General features: G+C 64.5%; 18 protein-coding genes. 11 read left to right on the top strand and 7 right to left on the bottom strand.

The window, feature by feature from the left end; genetic code table 11:
• Positions 1 to 26 precede the first annotated feature (26 nt).
• Positions 27 to 323: a ferredoxin family protein gene (locus tag ACVIJ6_RS21570; RefSeq protein WP_006609708.1), complete on the top strand. Its 297-nt coding sequence runs from the start codon at positions 27 to 29 to the stop codon at positions 321 to 323.
• A 146-nt stretch (positions 324 to 469) separates the two neighbouring features.
• Positions 470 to 676 (top strand): TOBE domain-containing protein, encoded by a 207-nt coding sequence (locus tag ACVIJ6_RS21575; protein WP_012045770.1) that lies wholly within the window; start codon positions 470 to 472, stop codon positions 674 to 676.
• Between the two features lie 41 nt (positions 677 to 717).
• Here the strand turns inward: ACVIJ6_RS21575 and ACVIJ6_RS21580 are convergent, their stop codons facing one another.
• Positions 718 to 1,275 carry a DUF2478 domain-containing protein gene (locus ACVIJ6_RS21580; protein ID WP_456774335.1) on the bottom strand — a complete coding sequence of 186 codons (558 nt, stop codon included), beginning with the start codon at positions 1,273 to 1,275 and terminating at the stop codon, positions 718 to 720.
• A gap of 135 nt (positions 1,276 to 1,410) precedes the next feature.
• Here ACVIJ6_RS21580 and modD point away from each other — a divergent pair, with 135 nt between their 5' ends.
• The gene (gene modD / locus ACVIJ6_RS21585; protein WP_456774336.1) at positions 1,411 to 2,286 is read left to right on the top strand and encodes a ModD protein; all 876 of its coding nucleotides are present in this window, start codon (positions 1,411 to 1,413) and stop codon (positions 2,284 to 2,286) included.
• 147 nt (positions 2,287 to 2,433) lie between these two features.
• Here the strand turns inward: modD and ACVIJ6_RS21590 are convergent, their stop codons facing one another.
• From ACVIJ6_RS21590 to ACVIJ6_RS21600, 3 genes are all read right to left on the bottom strand, one after another.
• Positions 2,434 to 3,366, bottom strand: coding sequence for a sel1 repeat family protein (locus ACVIJ6_RS21590; RefSeq protein ID WP_456774337.1), 933 nt, complete (start codon positions 3,364 to 3,366; stop codon positions 2,434 to 2,436).
• Positions 3,367 to 3,869: 503 nt separating this feature from the next.
• A complete protein-coding gene (locus ACVIJ6_RS21595) occupies positions 3,870 to 4,415 on the bottom strand; it encodes a carboxymuconolactone decarboxylase family protein (protein WP_456774338.1) in 546 nt (181 codons plus the stop codon).
• A 2-nt stretch (positions 4,416 to 4,417) separates the two neighbouring features.
• Complete coding sequence (locus ACVIJ6_RS21600; RefSeq protein WP_012045765.1) at positions 4,418 to 4,972, bottom strand: peroxiredoxin; 555 nt, start codon at positions 4,970 to 4,972, stop codon at positions 4,418 to 4,420.
• A 666-nt stretch (positions 4,973 to 5,638) separates the two neighbouring features.
• Between ACVIJ6_RS21600 and ACVIJ6_RS21605 the strand changes: the two genes are divergently transcribed.
• Complete coding sequence (locus tag ACVIJ6_RS21605; RefSeq protein WP_456774339.1) at positions 5,639 to 6,394, top strand: SDR family NAD(P)-dependent oxidoreductase; 756 nt, start codon at positions 5,639 to 5,641, stop codon at positions 6,392 to 6,394.
• Between the two features lie 246 nt (positions 6,395 to 6,640).
• Here the strand turns inward: ACVIJ6_RS21605 and ACVIJ6_RS21610 are convergent, their stop codons facing one another.
• Genes ACVIJ6_RS21610 through ACVIJ6_RS21620 form a run of 3 tightly spaced genes read right to left on the bottom strand, consistent with a single transcriptional unit; the run spans position 6,641 to position 9,196 of the window.
• Positions 6,641 to 7,342 (bottom strand): DUF1045 domain-containing protein, encoded by a 702-nt coding sequence (locus ACVIJ6_RS21610; protein ID WP_456774340.1) that lies wholly within the window; start codon positions 7,340 to 7,342, stop codon positions 6,641 to 6,643.
• Between the two features lie 7 nt (positions 7,343 to 7,349).
• Complete coding sequence (locus tag ACVIJ6_RS21615) at positions 7,350 to 8,537, bottom strand: alpha-D-ribose 1-methylphosphonate 5-triphosphate diphosphatase (protein ID WP_456774341.1); 1,188 nt, start codon at positions 8,535 to 8,537, stop codon at positions 7,350 to 7,352.
• On the bottom strand, positions 8,534 to 9,196 hold the full coding sequence (locus tag ACVIJ6_RS21620; RefSeq protein WP_456774342.1) for a chloramphenicol acetyltransferase: 663 nt from the start codon (positions 9,194 to 9,196) through the stop codon (positions 8,534 to 8,536). Before ACVIJ6_RS21620 ends, ACVIJ6_RS21615 begins: the two co-directional genes overlap by 4 nt.
• A 172-nt stretch (positions 9,197 to 9,368) precedes the next feature.
• Here ACVIJ6_RS21620 and phnC point away from each other — a divergent pair, with 172 nt between their 5' ends.
• The 7 genes from phnC to ACVIJ6_RS21655 all read left to right on the top strand — a co-directional run bounded on the left by phnC (position 9,369) and on the right by ACVIJ6_RS21655 (position 15,867).
• Positions 9,369 to 10,178, top strand: a complete 810-nt coding sequence (phnC, locus tag ACVIJ6_RS21625) for a phosphonate ABC transporter ATP-binding protein (RefSeq protein ID WP_456774343.1) — start codon at positions 9,369 to 9,371, stop codon at positions 10,176 to 10,178.
• A gap of 81 nt (positions 10,179 to 10,259) precedes the next feature.
• Complete coding sequence (gene phnD, locus ACVIJ6_RS21630) at positions 10,260 to 11,192, top strand: phosphonate ABC transporter substrate-binding protein (protein ID WP_456774344.1); 933 nt, start codon at positions 10,260 to 10,262, stop codon at positions 11,190 to 11,192.
• Positions 11,193 to 11,315: 123 nt separating this feature from the next.
• Complete coding sequence (gene phnE, locus ACVIJ6_RS21635) at positions 11,316 to 12,200, top strand: phosphonate ABC transporter, permease protein PhnE (protein ID WP_456774345.1); 885 nt, start codon at positions 11,316 to 11,318, stop codon at positions 12,198 to 12,200.
• Positions 12,197 to 13,045 carry a phosphonate ABC transporter, permease protein PhnE gene (phnE, locus tag ACVIJ6_RS21640; RefSeq protein WP_456774346.1) on the top strand — a complete coding sequence of 283 codons (849 nt, stop codon included), beginning with the start codon at positions 12,197 to 12,199 and terminating at the stop codon, positions 13,043 to 13,045. Before phnE (ACVIJ6_RS21635) ends, phnE (ACVIJ6_RS21640) begins: the two co-directional genes overlap by 4 nt.
• Before the next feature lie 160 nt (positions 13,046 to 13,205).
• Positions 13,206 to 14,213, top strand: coding sequence for an ABC transporter substrate-binding protein (locus tag ACVIJ6_RS21645; RefSeq protein WP_012045756.1), 1,008 nt, complete (start codon positions 13,206 to 13,208; stop codon positions 14,211 to 14,213).
• Positions 14,214 to 14,261: 48 nt separating this feature from the next.
• Entirely contained in the window at positions 14,262 to 15,077 is an 816-nt protein-coding gene (locus tag ACVIJ6_RS21650) for an ABC transporter permease (protein ID WP_456774347.1), read from the top strand.
• A 4-nt stretch (positions 15,078 to 15,081) separates the two neighbouring features.
• Complete coding sequence (locus ACVIJ6_RS21655; protein ID WP_456774348.1) at positions 15,082 to 15,867, top strand: ABC transporter permease; 786 nt, start codon at positions 15,082 to 15,084, stop codon at positions 15,865 to 15,867.
• Positions 15,868 to 15,869: the final 2 nt, after the last annotated feature.

Below are 15,869 nucleotides of genomic sequence, written 5' to 3' on the forward strand. Positions count from 1 at the left end.
AACGACTGGGCCAAGGGAGATCAGAGATGAGCACGGATGTCGCTGTCAGGGTCGAAGACAAGCTGTTCTATAATCGCTATCAGGTCGATCCCGGCCGGGCCCATATCAAGGTCCGTCCGCATACCACGCCGAGCCCGCAGCTGAAGGCGCTGCTCAAGGCCTGTCCGGCGCGCTGCTATGAGCTGAACGATTCGGGTCAGGTCGAGATCACGGTCGATGGCTGCATCGAATGCGGCACCTGCCGCGTGATCGGCGAGGCCAGCGGCGATATCGAATGGAGCTATCCGCGCGGCGGCTATGGCGTGCTGTTCAAGTTCGGCTGAGAGCGGGCCGGACCGGGCAGATGCTCTCCGCAATGCGCACTCGATGAATGCTGTATCGAAGTTGATATAGGTCATTGAGTCCGGGCCGTCTCTGTGCTGACATTCGGCTGCAGCAAAGGTGCTGCCGACGATGAGGAGAGCAGCACGTGAAGCTGAGCGCACGAAACGTCTTGCCGGGGAAAGTCATCTCTGTCGCCAAGGGAGCCACGACGGCCCATGTCAAGGTCGAGCTGGCCCCCGGATTGACGGTCTTCTCCGCCATCACCAATGAGGCGGTGGAGGAACTCGGGCTTGCCGTCGGTGACAGCGTGTCGGCTGTGATCAAGTCATCGGACGTGATGATCGGCAAATAGGATGAGGCTGGCGGAGATGCGTGGGGTGGCCGTGACGGCGTTCAGCCAACGCTGCCCGCCTTCGAGCTCAGCATGAGCCACCATTCATCCATCGCGGATCGGGATGGCGGCAGCAGCGTGCCGAACCCGCCGGCAAAGCTCCGCCAATCCTCGATGCATTTCTGCGGCACGGCGGTCAGAACCGGAATGCCGGAGGTGATCGCCTCGGCGAGCTCGCCGCGCAGACCGCTTCCGGACGCCTCCTGCTTGGAGAATTTGTTGATCACGATGAGGTCGGCATGCGCGGCGATGGCACGGTGAACGGCCATGCCGGCTTCGGCAAGCCCTGCGGCGTCCAGCTTGCAGGCCGTCGATCCGCTGCCGAGATCCTGGCAGATCGAGATCGTGTCGCCATTGCCCAGGTCGATCACGTCCATCCCGCTCTTCCGGCCGACCTCGTTTCGCGTATTGCGCTGGACGATGCCGCCGACCCGCACGCCGCGCTGCAGGAGACCCTGGGCGAAATCGTCCAGCAGAACATCGGCATCGTCGCCCGGCCCGTAGAGGATGGCGGCGAGGCGGGGAGGATCGAGTTCAGCGGGCAGACTATCGCGTGGCATCACGGGTAACCTCGGGTGACTGCTGCGAACTCGTTCGGCGATCCCAGCCCCCATGGCCCGGCGATCTGCGGCGAGCAGCCGGATGCGACTATATCGAGGTTGTAGCCCTGAGACAAAGACCTGACACAAAGAGGAGTGTCGTTCGTGCCGACCAGCATTCCGCGTCATGATCTGGAGACCCTGCTGCGTGACGACGTTCCCTATGGCGACCTGACGACCGAGGCGCTCGGGATCGGCGCCGCGCCCGGCCAGATGCAGTTCGTCGCGCGCGACCGGATGGTGCTGGCGCTGGCCGAAGAGGCCGCTGCATTGATCGCGCTCACTGGCTGCAAGGTCGAGCTACGTGCCGCGAGCGGAGCGATGCTGGAGAAAGGCAGTCCGATCCTGCGCGCGGAGGGCGCGGCTGCCGGCTTGCTGCGCAGTTGGAAGGTGGCGCAGACCCTGATCGAGATCTGGTCCGGCGTGGCGACGGAAGCCCAGGCGATCGTGCGTGCGGCGCGCACGGTGAGCCCGGACATCGCCGTCGCCTGTACGCGCAAGAACGTTCCGGGTGCGAAGCAGTTCGCGGTGGCGGCGGTCAAGGCGGGCGGGGCGATCATGCATCGGCTCGGCCTGTCCGAGACGATCCTAGTGTTTCCCGAGCATCGGGCCTTTCTGGGCGACACGCCGCTCGCCGCCGTCGCTGAGCGATTGCGGCGCTCCGCGCCGGAGAAGCGGCTCGTCATCGAGGTCACCTCGATCGAGCAGGCGGTCGCCGCGGCCGTGGCCGGCTTCGATGTCATCCAGGCCGAGAAATTTCCGGCCGCCGATATCGAGGCGGTGGTCAGGCGCGTCGGCGCGATGGCCGCCTTGCAGATACGGCCGATCATCGCCGCCGCCGGCGGGGTCAATGCGCAGAATGCAGCCGCCTATGCGGCGGCGGGCGCCGACCTGCTGGTCACCTCGGCGCCCTATCTGGCGCGGCCATGCGACGTGCAGGTCCGCATCACACCGGCACCTGCCGCAGCTTGAAGACGTGTCTGTCGCTGAGGCTGGCCAGCGTGGCACTTTCGTCGGGGGCGCCCCGCGCCATGACCCCGAGAGCCTGTCAGCGGCGCTGTATTCTGACCAGGGCGGCACGCAGCCCGATATTTTCGTCGGCTGCGTCGCGCGCTGGTCCTATCGCACGGCTGATTGCTGGACGCGACGACTGGCTTCCGGAGAGCCCTGTTCGGCGGCCTTGAGATACCAAGTCCTTGCCCTGGCCGGGTCGGGCACGGCTCCGAGCAGCCTCAGCTTGGTCAACTCGATCGGATCATAGGTGCGTGCGAGCAGGAAAGAGGCGTCGGCATGTCCCGCATCGGAGAGTCGGGTGAGGATCAGGCGCGCGCTGGCCACGTCCCCCACGGACAGCAGATCACGCCCTCGCTTCATCAGCGACTCGACCTCGTCGCGCGGCAACGGCATGGTCGGGCGCGGCGGGACGGCCGAGGCCGCAGGTACGGGATTGGAGACGGCCACGGCAGCAGGGGCGGGAGCGGCGGTCGCCGCTGCTGCCGACGATGTCGGGGGCCACGGACGCGCGCCAGCGTCTGGGCTGGCCGACGCGATGATGGCGGCAGTCGCGGGCGGATCCTCCTGGGCCATCTTCGCTTCGGCGGGGTCGATCTGGGCAAGACTTTCCAGCACAGCCGCCGGCATGATCGGGGCCTTGCGGCTCCGCTCCGATCCGCCGTCGTCCAGCGTCACCACGTTCGCGACCATCATGGCCACCGACGCCGCGATGCCGACGGCGGCGCCGATCCTGACGATGGTGCCCAGACGAGACGTCCGGTCCGAGTCCACCGGAGGGAGGGGCATGACGACGGGATCGAGCTTTGCGCTCAGCAGACCACGGCGGAATTCCTCGTCGACAAGGTCTGTCACGCTGGGTGTCGCGGTCAGGGCGTTCTGCCGTGCGACCAGATGGGACGGCAGCGGGCTGAAGGGGCGCGCGTCCTGGACAGGCAGTCCCCCATCGCTCTGATGTCGCCGCGGAGCGTATTTCCGGAGCTCCTCGTTGGCCCAAGGCGGAGTCGGCTTGGCCGGTTCGTTCTGAACTGGAGCACTCATTACTAGGCCTCCTGTCTCCCACGACCCGCGTCGCGGAAGAGATCTTCAGGGCGTCAGGCGCGCGTGATCCAACCGAAGCTAGCATCACCAGGCGAGCCGCGATATCGCCAACGCTTCTGCCGGGACTGGCAGATCAGTTTCCTTCCGCGATGCGCGCCACCCATTTTGCGCGCGCTGGTCACAATCGGGGTTGCTTGACCCCTAAGCTGATCAATGTTCTTGGCGGGAAGGGTGAGCGGGTAAGGCTATTCCGTGGAAATTTCCCGGCCAGCCCCTTCGTCGAAATACACGCTGTGCGCGAATTTCTGTTGATGCCTACCCGAGGCGAGAGCGGTGCCTGCAGTATCATGGTGCCGCCGCGATGCGGGTTCTGGCAGGACCACTGGCGGTTCGTATGGGCGCCAACCGCACCACGGAATGAATTTACGCAACAACTATTGAGCGAGTTGTCCAAAGCAAATGCGGCCGAACAATGCCGGCCGCAATCACATGTCGATCGTTTTCTATTCCGCCGCTAACGGCACGGTGACAGCCGCCGCCTCGATTGCGACGGCGACCGACTGAATGATGGCCGCGAAGCGAACCGCGGTCTGAATCGACGCCGCGCTGACGCCGGCCTCCTTCAGAACCCTTTCATGGGCATCGATGCAGGTGCCGCAGCCGTTGATCGCCGACACCGCCAGCGACCAGAGCTCGAAATCGGCCTTGTCGACGCCCGGATTGGCGATCGCATTCATGCGCAGCCGCGCCGGCATCGTCGCGTATTCCTTGTTCGTGGCGAGATGCACAAACCGGTAATACACGTTGTTCATGGCCATCAGCGCGGCAGCCGTCTTGGCGGCGGTCAACGCCGCCGCCGACAGATGTGCCGCCGCCACCGCTTCCAGCGCCGCTGTCACGGCCGGGTTGCGAGTGGCGATCGCGCAGGCAACGAACAGACCGTATTTGGCCTGCGGGGACAGGCTCTCGTCCGACGCCATCGACGACAGGTTCAGCCTGACGTCCTTGGCGAAATCCGGAATCTGCTCCTTGAGCTGCTCGATGGACACGGTCAGGCGACCTTCAGAGTGGCGCCGCCGACCTCGCGATTGCAGGGGCAGAGCTCGTCGGTCTGCAACGCGTCGAGCACCCGCAGCGTGTCCTTCGGCGCGCGGCCCACGTTCAGGTTGGTCGCATAGACATGCTGAATGGTGTTGTCGGGATCGACCACGAATGTATAGCGGTAGGCCACGCCGTCGGGCGAGCGCACGCCGAGACCGTCGACGAGCGAACCCTTGGTGTCGGCAAACTGCCAGATCGGCAGCTTGTGAAGGTCCTTGTGGTCACGGCGCCAGGCCAGCTTGCAGAATTCGTTGTCCGTGGAGCCGCCGAGCACGACGGCGTCGCGGTCCTCGAAGTCCTTTGCCAGCCGGGCGAACTCGGCGATCTCCGTCGGGCAGACGAAGGTGAAGTCCTTCGGGTAGAAGAAGATGACCTTCCACTTTCCAGGAAAGCTGGTTTCGGTCAGGGTCTCGAAGGCGCTTTCGCCCTTCTCCTCATGAAGCTGAAAGCCGGGCTTCACGCCGACGATTTCGAACGAAGGCAGCTTACTTCCAATTCCGAGCATGTGGCACTCCAAAGAAATTTCTGCGCTGCAATAGCGAGGCGCATTGTGCATTGCAAGCGATATGCCATTAGCTATCAACATCAATGCGTTGTCGTAAAGTCGACACTCCGCATTGCTGATGCTGCAATTGCGAATGTCGGTGCTGATCGAGACCGTCAGCAGCGTTCGATTCGTGACATCGGGATGAAGATGCGCCGCGCATCTGGAGCGCGTGGGTGAGCCGAGCTACAAACAAGAATTGACGCAAGCGAGCGGGAAAGGCCGTCGGGCTTGACACGCCGGGCCTTGAAAGCGGTGCGCTGTCGCCGCGGCGCTGCTGCATTTTCTTTGTGCGGCGTTGGTCAGCCGATTCGTGCGAGGAGCGCGGTGGGCGATGCACGCGTGGGCAAAGCGGTTCGCCAAGCGGCAGCAAGACGACATCGCCTGGGCAGCGCGAAGCCGGCACAGACGTACATTCTCGTCGGCGTCAGCTTTTTCAGCAGGTCGCGTCTGTTATTTCGCCTTGCTGCGGCACGACCGGGCCGTAACCTCCTCGCAGGTTTTCGCTTGGTCATCATGTCGCTTGGTCACCGAAGCGCGCTGCGCCCCGTTTTTCATCCGCGTCGTGCGCGCCGGCCATCATGATCGAACTCGCAGACTGGCGTGAAGCCGTAAGGGGAGAGCATCATGGATCTCAGGCTGACCGGCAAAAGCGTGCTGGTGACCGGTGGCAGCAAGGGCATCGGGCGCGCGATCGCGGAGCTGTTTGTCGCCGAGGGCGCGCACGTCGCCATCTGCGGGCGCGATGCGGAGGCGGTCGGCGCGGTGGTGACGAAGCTCGCGGCCGGGGGTGGTAAGGCCTGGGGGCAGGGCATCGATGTCGCCGATCCCGTCGCGCTCAAGGGCTGGGTCGATGGTGCCGCCGAGGCGTTCGAGGGCATCGATTGCCTGGTCTGCAATGTGAGCGCGCTCGCCGTCGGTGATACGCCGGAGACCTGGGAGAAATCCTTCCGCACCGACATGATGCATACGGTCAATGCCGTCGCGGCGGCCGTCCCCTATTTGGAGAAGTCGCCGTCGGCCTCGATCATCATCATCTCCAGCGTCTCCGGATTTGAAGTCGATTTCGCCGCAGGGTCCTATGGCGCGATCAAGGGCGCGTTGCTGCATTACGCGAAGGGGCTCGCACATCAGCTCGTCGGCAAGGGCATTCGGGTCAATGCCGTGTCGCCCGGCAACACCTACTTCGAAGGCGGCATCTGGCAGAACATCGAGAACGGCTCGCCTGATCTGTTCAAGACGGCGATGGGCCTGAACCCGACCGGTCGCATGGGAACCGCGGAGGAGGTGGCTTTCGGCGTGGTGATGTTGGCCAGTCCGTTGGCGAGCCGGATCTCGGGAACCAACCTCATCGTCGATGGGGCCCTGACCAAGGCCGTGTAAGCTTTCGCTCCCTCACGGCTCCCGCTTTGCAACCCTCCAGCCATGCAGCGGAAGAATGCTGCACTGCGGCTGACGTCCGAGTCCCCATCCGATCTCAAGAGTTGAGAGCCCTTGATACGCAAGGGAGAGGCACGGATGCAGGCACTCACGCAGGAGCTGTCCGGTGCGCCGACATCTCGCCGCCGCTGTCGTTGTTCGATCCGCAGTCGCCCCCGCACGTCACGGGCGCACCGGGTTGACCGCAAATCATCGGTCCGCGATCGGCCAGCTTGCAATAATGCTGAAACGGCTGCTCGAGGTCGGCTGACGGAATAGCGCAATCCTGTCGATCGCCAGCGAGGTGATGCCGAGCGCTGCAAAGCGCGCTTGCAGCATGCCCAGGATCGGCCGGCGCCGTTCGTCGGACAGGCGGCACGTCAGCGTCATGTGAAACCGAAAATCCTCCATGACGTAGGGATAACCCCAACGATCGAGATGCGCGCGCTGCTGCGGCGTGAGCAGCTCCGGCTTGCGACGAGCGCGATCCTCCGCGGTCATGGCCGCACGAAACGGCTCGAAGGCGCGCACGCATTCAGCGGCGAAATCCTGCAGGGCCGGCGAGACTTCGCCCGGAATGACCGCAATGAAGCCGCTGATCGCGTCCAACACCGGCCGGATCAGGGGAGCCGTTCTGGGAGCCGCCGCGAAGCCGGCGCAGGCGTCGCACAATTCGCGCTCGCTGCGTGTCTCGGCCAGGCTGAACGGCGCCTTCAGCGTTGCGTGAAAGCCGTATTTGCGCGCGTCGGCGGCGAGCTCGGCCCAATCGGGGACGGCGTTGACGACATCGTCCGGACAAGGCCGTTCGTGGCCGGTCCAGGCGTCGTAGCCGAGCAGGTCGGCACCGAACGCACTCAGTGCCGTGTCGGCCGGTGGCGTGTAGTAGATCGCGTAGCGTGGGAAGCCTGTCATCGGCGTCTCATTCCGCCGCGACTGCGCGCGGCGCGGCGACGGTGTGGAGACGAGCGGCGTCGGTCAGGTAGACCAGGCGTCCCGCCGCCACCACGGCCACGATGCGCGGACGCAAGGCGTCGCTGTCGTCAACGAGGATGATATCCGCGCGCAAGCCTTCCGTCAGGGATCCGCGATCGGACAAGCCGGCCGCTCGGGCGGGGCCGGCCGAGATCAGGTCCCAGGCGCGCGACAGCGGAAGGATACCGTCGGCCGCGAGGCGATACGCGGCGAGCAGGGGCGCCGGATAGTAATAGTCCGACGCCAGCACCGAGCACAGGCCCTTGGCGATCATGTCGCTCGCCTTGGTCCAGCCGGTATGGCTGCCGCCGCGGACCACATTGGGCGCGCCGAAGACGATCGCATCGCCGCCGCCGGCGGCCTCGCGCGCCGTCTCCTCATTGACCGGAAATTCGGCGATGGTCACGCCCTGGCAGCGAAACGCCTTGCGCATCTCCGGGCTGTCGTCGTCATGCGACAACATCCGCACGCCGGCCGCGCGCGCGGCTTCCGCCAGCCGGGCAATGGACGTCGGAACGGCGTCGCCGCGCGAGGCGATGCGCACGACGAGGCGGTCGAAATCATCGCCGGACAGGCCGGTGCGGTCGATCATGCGCTGACGCTTATGCGGCTTTTCGAGGCTCGCGACCGTCGAGTCCATGTGGTCGTTGAAGGCGAACAGGTCGATGCGCCGCGCCGCGAGCAGCTGGCGGATCTCGTCCTCATCGTCGAGATTGTAGGTCTCGTGGCGCAAATGGAAGCGGGTGTCCGCGGCAAGCCGCGGCCGCAGGCTTTCGATCGCTTCGAGCAGGCGACGCGCATTTCCGGCGCTGCGCAGGCCCGGCTCCCACGACCACGTCGTGGCATGAAACACCGTCGTGATGCCGTTGCTGACAGCCTGCCGGTCGCTGTCGATCAGGGCCACGTCGATCGGAAAATCGACGCCGGCGCGCGGCATCATCTGCCGCTCGAAGGCATCGCCATGGATGTCGACAATGCCGGGCAGCACGGTCAATCCGCGCGCGTCGATTGCCATGCCCGATGGCGGGCGGCGGGTCTCGATCGCGGCGATCTCGCCATTGGCGACGATCAGCGATGCTTCGACGAGGTCGGAGCCGATCAGGCAACGGCCGTTGGAAATCGAGATGTCGGTCATGGGGTGGCACTCTGCCGCAGCGCGCGGCCGCCGTCGAGAGCGGCTTCGTATTTGTCCAGGAAGGCGCTGATCTCGAGCCGCCGGAAATCAGGCAGCGCCCGACGCAGCGCCTCGTGGTCCCAATCCCACCAGGCGAGATCCATCAGACGCTGCTCGATCTCGAGCGGAAAACGACGCCTGATCGGCCGGGCCGGGTTGCCAGCAACGATCGTATAGGCCGGCACATCCTTGGTGACCACGGCTCCTGCGGCGACCACGGCCCCGGTGCCGATGTTGCGCCCGGGCAGCACGATCGCACCATGCCCGATCCAGACGTCGTGGCCGATCTCGACGTGATGCTCCCTGCGCCAGGCAAAGAACTCCGCATCGTCGGCTTCGCCGGGAAAATACGCGCTGGCGCGATAGGTGAAGTGAGCCTGAGTCGCGCGGTGCATCGGGTGATTGCCGGGATTGATCCGGGTCATCGCCGCGATCGAGCAGAACTTGCCGACCGTCGTGTAGGTGATCTGGGAGTCGTTCACGACGTAGGAATAGTCGCCCATCGTCACCTCCTGCAGGATGGTGCGGGCGCCGACCTCGCAATAGATGCCGAGCTTCACGTCCTGGAGCTTGGCCGAGGGATCAACGGTTGGTTCGGTCGAAAGTGATTTGCCGGCCATCTCGCACTCTGTCTGCGGTACCTTGCGGTGGAGGACGCTTCATTATGACGGGTGCGTGACGTCTGAATGACGCCCGATGTGTGGATGATCGTCGCAGCGCAGCGCGACTGTCACATATCTGTAGAATCCGGACGCTAGCGATAGCGACAAAGCGAGGCGTCTGGAGAATTCTATGCTGGTGGTGGATGGCCTGACGTGCCGCTTCGGCACGAAAGCCGCGGTCGACAACGCATCATTCTCTATTTCTCCTGGCAGTTTCGTCGGTGTGATTGGCCGATCCGGGGCCGGCAAGTCGACGCTGCTGCGCTCGATCAATCGCCTGAGCCCGGTGACCTCCGGGCGCGTGCTCTTCAAGGACCTCGACGTGACCGCGCTGCGCGGTCGCGAGTTGCGGCAGTGGCGCGCCCGCTCCGCCATGATCTTTCAGCAGTTCAATCTCGTCGGACGGCTCGACGTGCTGACCAACGTTCTGATGGGGCGGCTGGCCGAGATTCCGTCGTGGCGCTCGCTGGCGCAGCTCTGGCCGGCGGAGGACGTCGCCATGGCACTGTCGGCGCTCGAGCAGTTCGACATGGCCCCGCTGGCCGCTCAGCGCGCCGATCAATTGTCCGGTGGCCAGCAGCAGCGTGTCGCGATCGCGCGCGCTTTGGTGCAGAATCCCGAGATCATTCTCGCCGACGAGCCGATCGCCTCGCTCGATCCGCGCAACACCAAGATCGTGATGGACGCGCTGCTGCGCATCAACAAGCATTTCGGCATCACCGTGATCTGTAACCTGCATTCGCTGGATCTGGCGCGGAGCTATTGCGATCGCCTGATCGGCATGGCCACGGGGCGGGTCGTGTTCGACGACGTGCCCGCGGCCCTGACGGCGCAGATTGCGCGCGAACTCTACGACCTCGAGGCTGACGAGGTGATGGGAGCGGCTCATCCGGCGCCGGCGGCAACCGTGCCGGCGCTCGGCGAAGCGGCCGTGGCCTGACGACGGGAATTTTCTGCGACCTCGGATCTCCGCAGGTGCTCAGGACGAGGTCTGTTACTTACTGCAACAAGAGGGCAATTCATGATCAATCGTCGCATCATTCTCGCGGGCGTCGCCGCGCTGGCGTTCACCGCTTCTGCTTCCGCTGAAGATTGGAGGGCGAAGTATCCGGAGCTGACTTTTGCTGTCATTCCGGCGGAGAATGCGTCCGGTGTGACCGAGCGGTGGACGCCGTTCGTGAACTATCTGTCCAAGGAACTCGGTACCAAGGTCACGCTGCGCATCGCCAACGACTATGCAGCCGTGATCGAGGGACAGCGCGCCGGCAATATCCACATCGCAAGCTATGGCTCGGCCTCGTTCGCCCGCGCCCGGCTGACTGGTGTCAAGATCGACGCCTTCGCCAACGACATCAACGCCGACGGCAGCACGGGCTATTACTCGGTGTTCTTCGTCAAGGCGAACAGCCCGTATCAGAAGGTCGAGGACCTCAAGGGCAAGAATCTCGGCCTGGTCGATCCGAACTCGACCTCAGGCAACAACGTGCCGCGTTTCGAGCTGAACAAGATGGGCATCACCAATGCCGACGGCTATTTCAGCAAGGTCGTGTTCACCGGCAGCCATGAGAATGCGATCCTGGCGCTGGCGCAGGGCACCGTCGACGTCGCGGCGAATCAGTGGACCAGCGATAACGACTCGACGCTGGCGCAGATGCTGACCAAGGGCATGCTGAAGAACGCCGACGGTTCGCCGATGAAGAAGGATGATTTCCGCATCATCCACAAATCGGCGCCGATCATCAACGGGCCCTACGCCTACAATGCCGATCTGCCGGAAGAGGCCAAGCAGGCGATCGCCAAGGCCTTCTTTGAAGCCCCGACCAAGGACAAGGCGGCGTTCGACCGTCTGTCCGACGGCCAGAAGAAGGGCTTCCATCCCGCCACGACCAAGGATTGGGACGGCACCATCGACCTGATCAAGTTCGTCGACAGCCTGCGCAAGAAGGCCTCCTGATCGACAAATCATGCCAGCAAGAGCCGGGTCGGACAGACCCGGCTCTTGTCTTGCGCAAGGTTGGTCGAGCAAGGTTTGTCAACCAACGTCTGACACATCCGAACCGGAAGCAGCACAACTCCGATGGCGGTAGCCGTTTCGATCCTGCCGAGCCAGCAGCTTGCGGCGCTGAACGGCGTCTATCGCCGGGCGGTGTTCCGCCGCCGCCTGCGTTTTGCGCTCTCGGCGGTGGTGTTCATCGCCGTGCTGCTGGTGGCGGCGGTCGGCGCCGAGGTCAATCTGCGGACGCTCTACACCTACTTCGGCAATTTCATCAGCTATTTCGATCGCATCTTCACGCTCGATGACGGCCAGCGGGTCTGGACCAACATTCCCGAATGGTTCTGGGGCCTCAAGAAGTGGCTCAAACTGCTCGGCGAGACGCTGCTGATCAGCTATGTCGGCACCATCGCGGGCATGGTCGTGGCATTCTGCCTCAACTTCCTCGCCGCGGAGAACACCTCGCCGGCGCCCTGGATCCGCTTCGTGGTACGGCGCCTGCTCGAATTCGCCCGTACCGTGCCGGGCATCGTGTTCGCGCTGATTTTCGTCATCGCCTTCGGTCTTGGCCCGATCCCCGGCGTGCTCGCGATCGCTGTGCATTCCAGCGGCGCGCTGGGCAAGCTGTTCTCCGAGGTGGTCGAAAACGCCGACATGAAGCCGGTCGAGGGCATTCGCGCGACCGGCGCAAGCTGGCTGTCCTGCATGCGCTTCGCGGTGCTGCCGCAGGTGATCGCCGGATTTTCCAGCTACACGCTGCTGCGCTTCGAAATCAACGTGCGCGAAGCCTCGGTGATGGGCTTCGTCGGCGCCGGCGGCATCGGGCAGGAACTCGTGGTCGCGATCCGCAAATTTTACTACTCGGATGTCAGCGCCATCCTCGTCATGATCGTGCTGACGGTGTTCCTGATCGATATCAGCACCGGCTGGCTGCGCGGACGGTTGTTTGGCGCGGAGGCCCGCTCATGAGCCGTCAGCAGGCGCCCGACTCGCAACAGATCCGGGAGCGCTATCCCGAGATCTTCGACCGGCCGCTGTCCGCCCGGCTGGCGACGCCGCTGGTGCTGGTGCTCGCACTGGCGATCTTCGTCTTCGGCCTTGTCGATCTCGAATTCTCGCCGTCGCGCATGCTGTCGGGCCTCAGCCAGCTCGGCTGGATCGCGCTCTTGATGCTGCCGCCGGATCCCGGCGCCTCGCTGCCGATCTATCTGAAGGCCCTCGGCGAGACGCTGTCCATCGCCGTGCTGGGCACGACGCTGGCCGCATGTTTTGCGCTGCCGGTCAGCCTGCTCGCAGCGCGCAACATCATTCCCTCGACGATCTTCCGTTTTCCGGTGCGCCGGCTGTTCGACACCATCCGAGGCGTCGACACGCTGATCTGGGCGCTGGTCTGGATCAATGTCGTCGGTCTCGGCCCGTTTGCCGGCGTGCTCGCGATTGCCGTTTCGGATTTCGGCGCGCTCGGCAAGCTGTTCTCGGAAGCGATGGAAAGCGCGGACAGGAAACAGGTCGAAGGCGTGCGCGCCTCGGGCGGCAGCGCGCTGCACGAGATCCGCTTCGGCCTCCTGCCGCAGGTTCTTCCCGTGATCGCCGGCCAGGTGTTGTACTTCATCGAATCCAATACCCGTTCGGCGACGATCATCGGCATCGTCGGTGCGGGCGGCATCGGGCTGCAGCTGGCCGAGCAGATCCGCGTGCTGGAATGGCAGCGGGTGTCGTTCCTGATCCTGATGATCCTGGTGGCGGTCGCGGCGATCGACTGGATCTCGGGCAAGCTGCGCTTCGCCATCATCGGCCGCCGCGCCGTCGCCTGATCATGTCGGCAGCTGAAGGTAGAGGTCGTTCGTAGGCAAACGATGAGCGTGCGGCCTCGCTTGTGTGCGCCGCACGCGCTGTCGCAAATCCTTCATGCGCCGCCTTTAGGGGAAGCTCGGGAGCTGGCCGCCGTGCCAGACATACGGAGTTTTCAACGTCATGAAGGTCACCCGCCTCGTTCTTGCGCTGCTCGCGCTGGTCGTCCTGGCGCCGTCGCAGCAAGCCAAAGCCGCTGACGTCATCTGCTACAATTGCCCGCCGGAATGGGCTGATTGGGCCTCGATGCTCAAGGCCATCAAGACCGATCTCGGCTATGACATCCCGCACGACAACAAGAACTCCGGCCAGGCGCTGGCCCAGATTCTCGCCGAGAAGAGCAATCCCGTCGGCGACATCGGCTATTTCGGCGTCACCTTCGGCATGAAGGCGAAGGCGCAGGATGCGCTGGAAGCCTATAAGCCGGCCAATTGGGACCAGGTCCCGGCCGGTCTGAAGGACGCCGACGGCTATTGGACCACCATCCATTCCGGCACGCTCGGCCTGTTCGTGAACAAGGACGCGCTCGGCGGGAAGCCGGTCCCGGCCTGCTGGAAGGATCTGCTGAAGCCCGACTACAAGGGCATGGTGGGCTATCTCGATCCGAGCTCGGCGGCTGTCGGCTATGTCGGCGCTGTCGCGGTCAATCTTGCGCTTGGCGGCTCGCAGTCCAATTTCGATCCGGCTCTGAGCTTCTTCAAGGACCTGCGCAAGAACGATCCGATCGTGCCGAAGCAGACGTCCTATGCGCGCGTGGTCTCGGGCGAGATCCCGATTCTGTTCGACTACGACTTCAACGCCTACCGCGCAAAATACACCGAGAAGGGCAATTTCGAGTTTGTGATTCCCTGCGAGGGTTCGGTGGTGTTCCCTTACGTCGTCGGCCTAGTGAAGAATGCGCCCGACAAGGACAAGGCGAAGAAGGTCATCGACTACCTGCTCTCCGACAAGGGCCAGGCGATCTGGACGAATGCCTATCTGCGTCCGGCACGTCCGATCGAGCTGCCCGAGGCCGTCAAGACCAAGTTCCTGCCGGACAGCGACTACGCCCGTGCCAAGAGCGTCAATTGGGGCGACATGGAAACGGCGCAGAAGGCGTTCGTCGACCGTTATCTGTCCGAGGTCCGCTAAGGAGGACCTGGTCCCGCCGGCCCTGACCGGCGGGACGTCCGTGATCTCATGTCGCACAAATCCTTCGTCTGGATCTGCCTGTTGCCTTTGGCGGCCGTGACGGCCGCCTTCTTTCTGCTGCCGATGGCGCGGCTGCTCGTCACCGGTGCGGAAGGACCACGCGGGCTGGCCGAATATCTCGCGATTCTCGTCGAGCCGCGCTACCGCGCCACGCTCCTGAACACGGTGCTGCTGGCGGCGGCGACCACCGTCGCGACGCTGATCATCGCAACCATCGCCGGCCTGTTCCTGCAGCGTCACCGCTTCCCCGGGCGTGCGGTTCTGGTGGCGATCCTGACATTCCCGCTGGCGTTTCCCGGCGTCGTCATCGGCTTCATGATCATCCTGCTGGCCGGCCGCCAGGGGCTGATCGGCGACGTCTCCGCGCGCCTGACCGGAGACAAGCTCGTCTTCGCCTATTCGATCTATGGCCTGTTCCTCGGCTACCTCTATTTTTCGATCCCGCGCGTCATCCTCACCATCATGGCCGCGGCGCAGAAGCTCGATCCGGGGCTTGCGGAGGCGGCGCGCTCGCTCGGCGCCGGGCCCTTCGCCGTGCTGCGCGACGTGATCCTGCCGGCGCTCGCGCCGGCTCTGGTGGCCTCAGGTGCCATCGCCTTTGCCACGGCCATGGGTGCGTTCGGAACGGCCTTCACTCTGGCCACCAATATCGATGTGCTGCCGATGCTGATCTACACGGAGTTCACTTTGGCCGGAAATCTCGCGACGTCGGCGGCGCTATCGGTCGGGCTCGGCGTGATGACCTGGCTCATCCTGGCGCTGGCGCGCTCCTTTACCGGCAACTCCGTTGCGGCGGCGGGATAGACGCGTGCGCGACCGGATCATCTTCGCCCTGCAACTTCTGTTCACCTTGATCGTCGCGGCGTTTCTCGCCGTGCCTGCCGCGCTTTCGATCGCGGCGGGCGTGACCGTCAACTACTTCCGCGGCATCCAGTCCGGCGTCACGCTGCAATGGGTCGCCCAGGTCTTCGATCTCTATGCCGGCACGATCATGGCATCTATCTCGATCGCGCTGGGGACGCTGTTGGTCACGCTCGTCGTCGGCGTCCCCGCGGCCTACGCGCTCTATGTCCGCGGCGGCCGGCTGGCTCGCTTGGTCGAGGAGGCCATCACCCTGCCGGTCGCGATTCCTGGCCTTGCGCTGGCGCTCGGGCTGCTGTTGACCTATGGCGGCTTCGGCAGCTTTCGCCGCTCGTGGCTGTTCATTCTTGCCGGCCATGTGATCTTCACGATGCCGTTCATGGTGCGCTCCGTCATGGCCATCTTCGCCAGCATCGACGTCAAGTCGCTGGATGAAGGCGCCGCATCGCTCGGCGCCGCGCCTTGGCGCCGTTTCGTCGATGTCATCGTGCCTAATGCGGCGCCGGGGATCCTGGCCGGCAGCCTCATGGTGGTGACGCTGTCGCTCGGCGAGTTCAACCTGACATGGATGTTGCACACGCCCTTGACCAAGACCCTGCCGGTCGGGCTCGCCGACAGCTACGCGTCGATGCGGCTCGAGGTGGCCTCGGCCTATACGTTGATCTTCTTCGTCATGATCATTCCGCTGCTGGTGGCGATGCAATGGATCGGCGAGAGGGGGAGTGCGAAGTGACG

The organism is Bradyrhizobium sp. USDA 4369 (assembly GCF_054056435.1).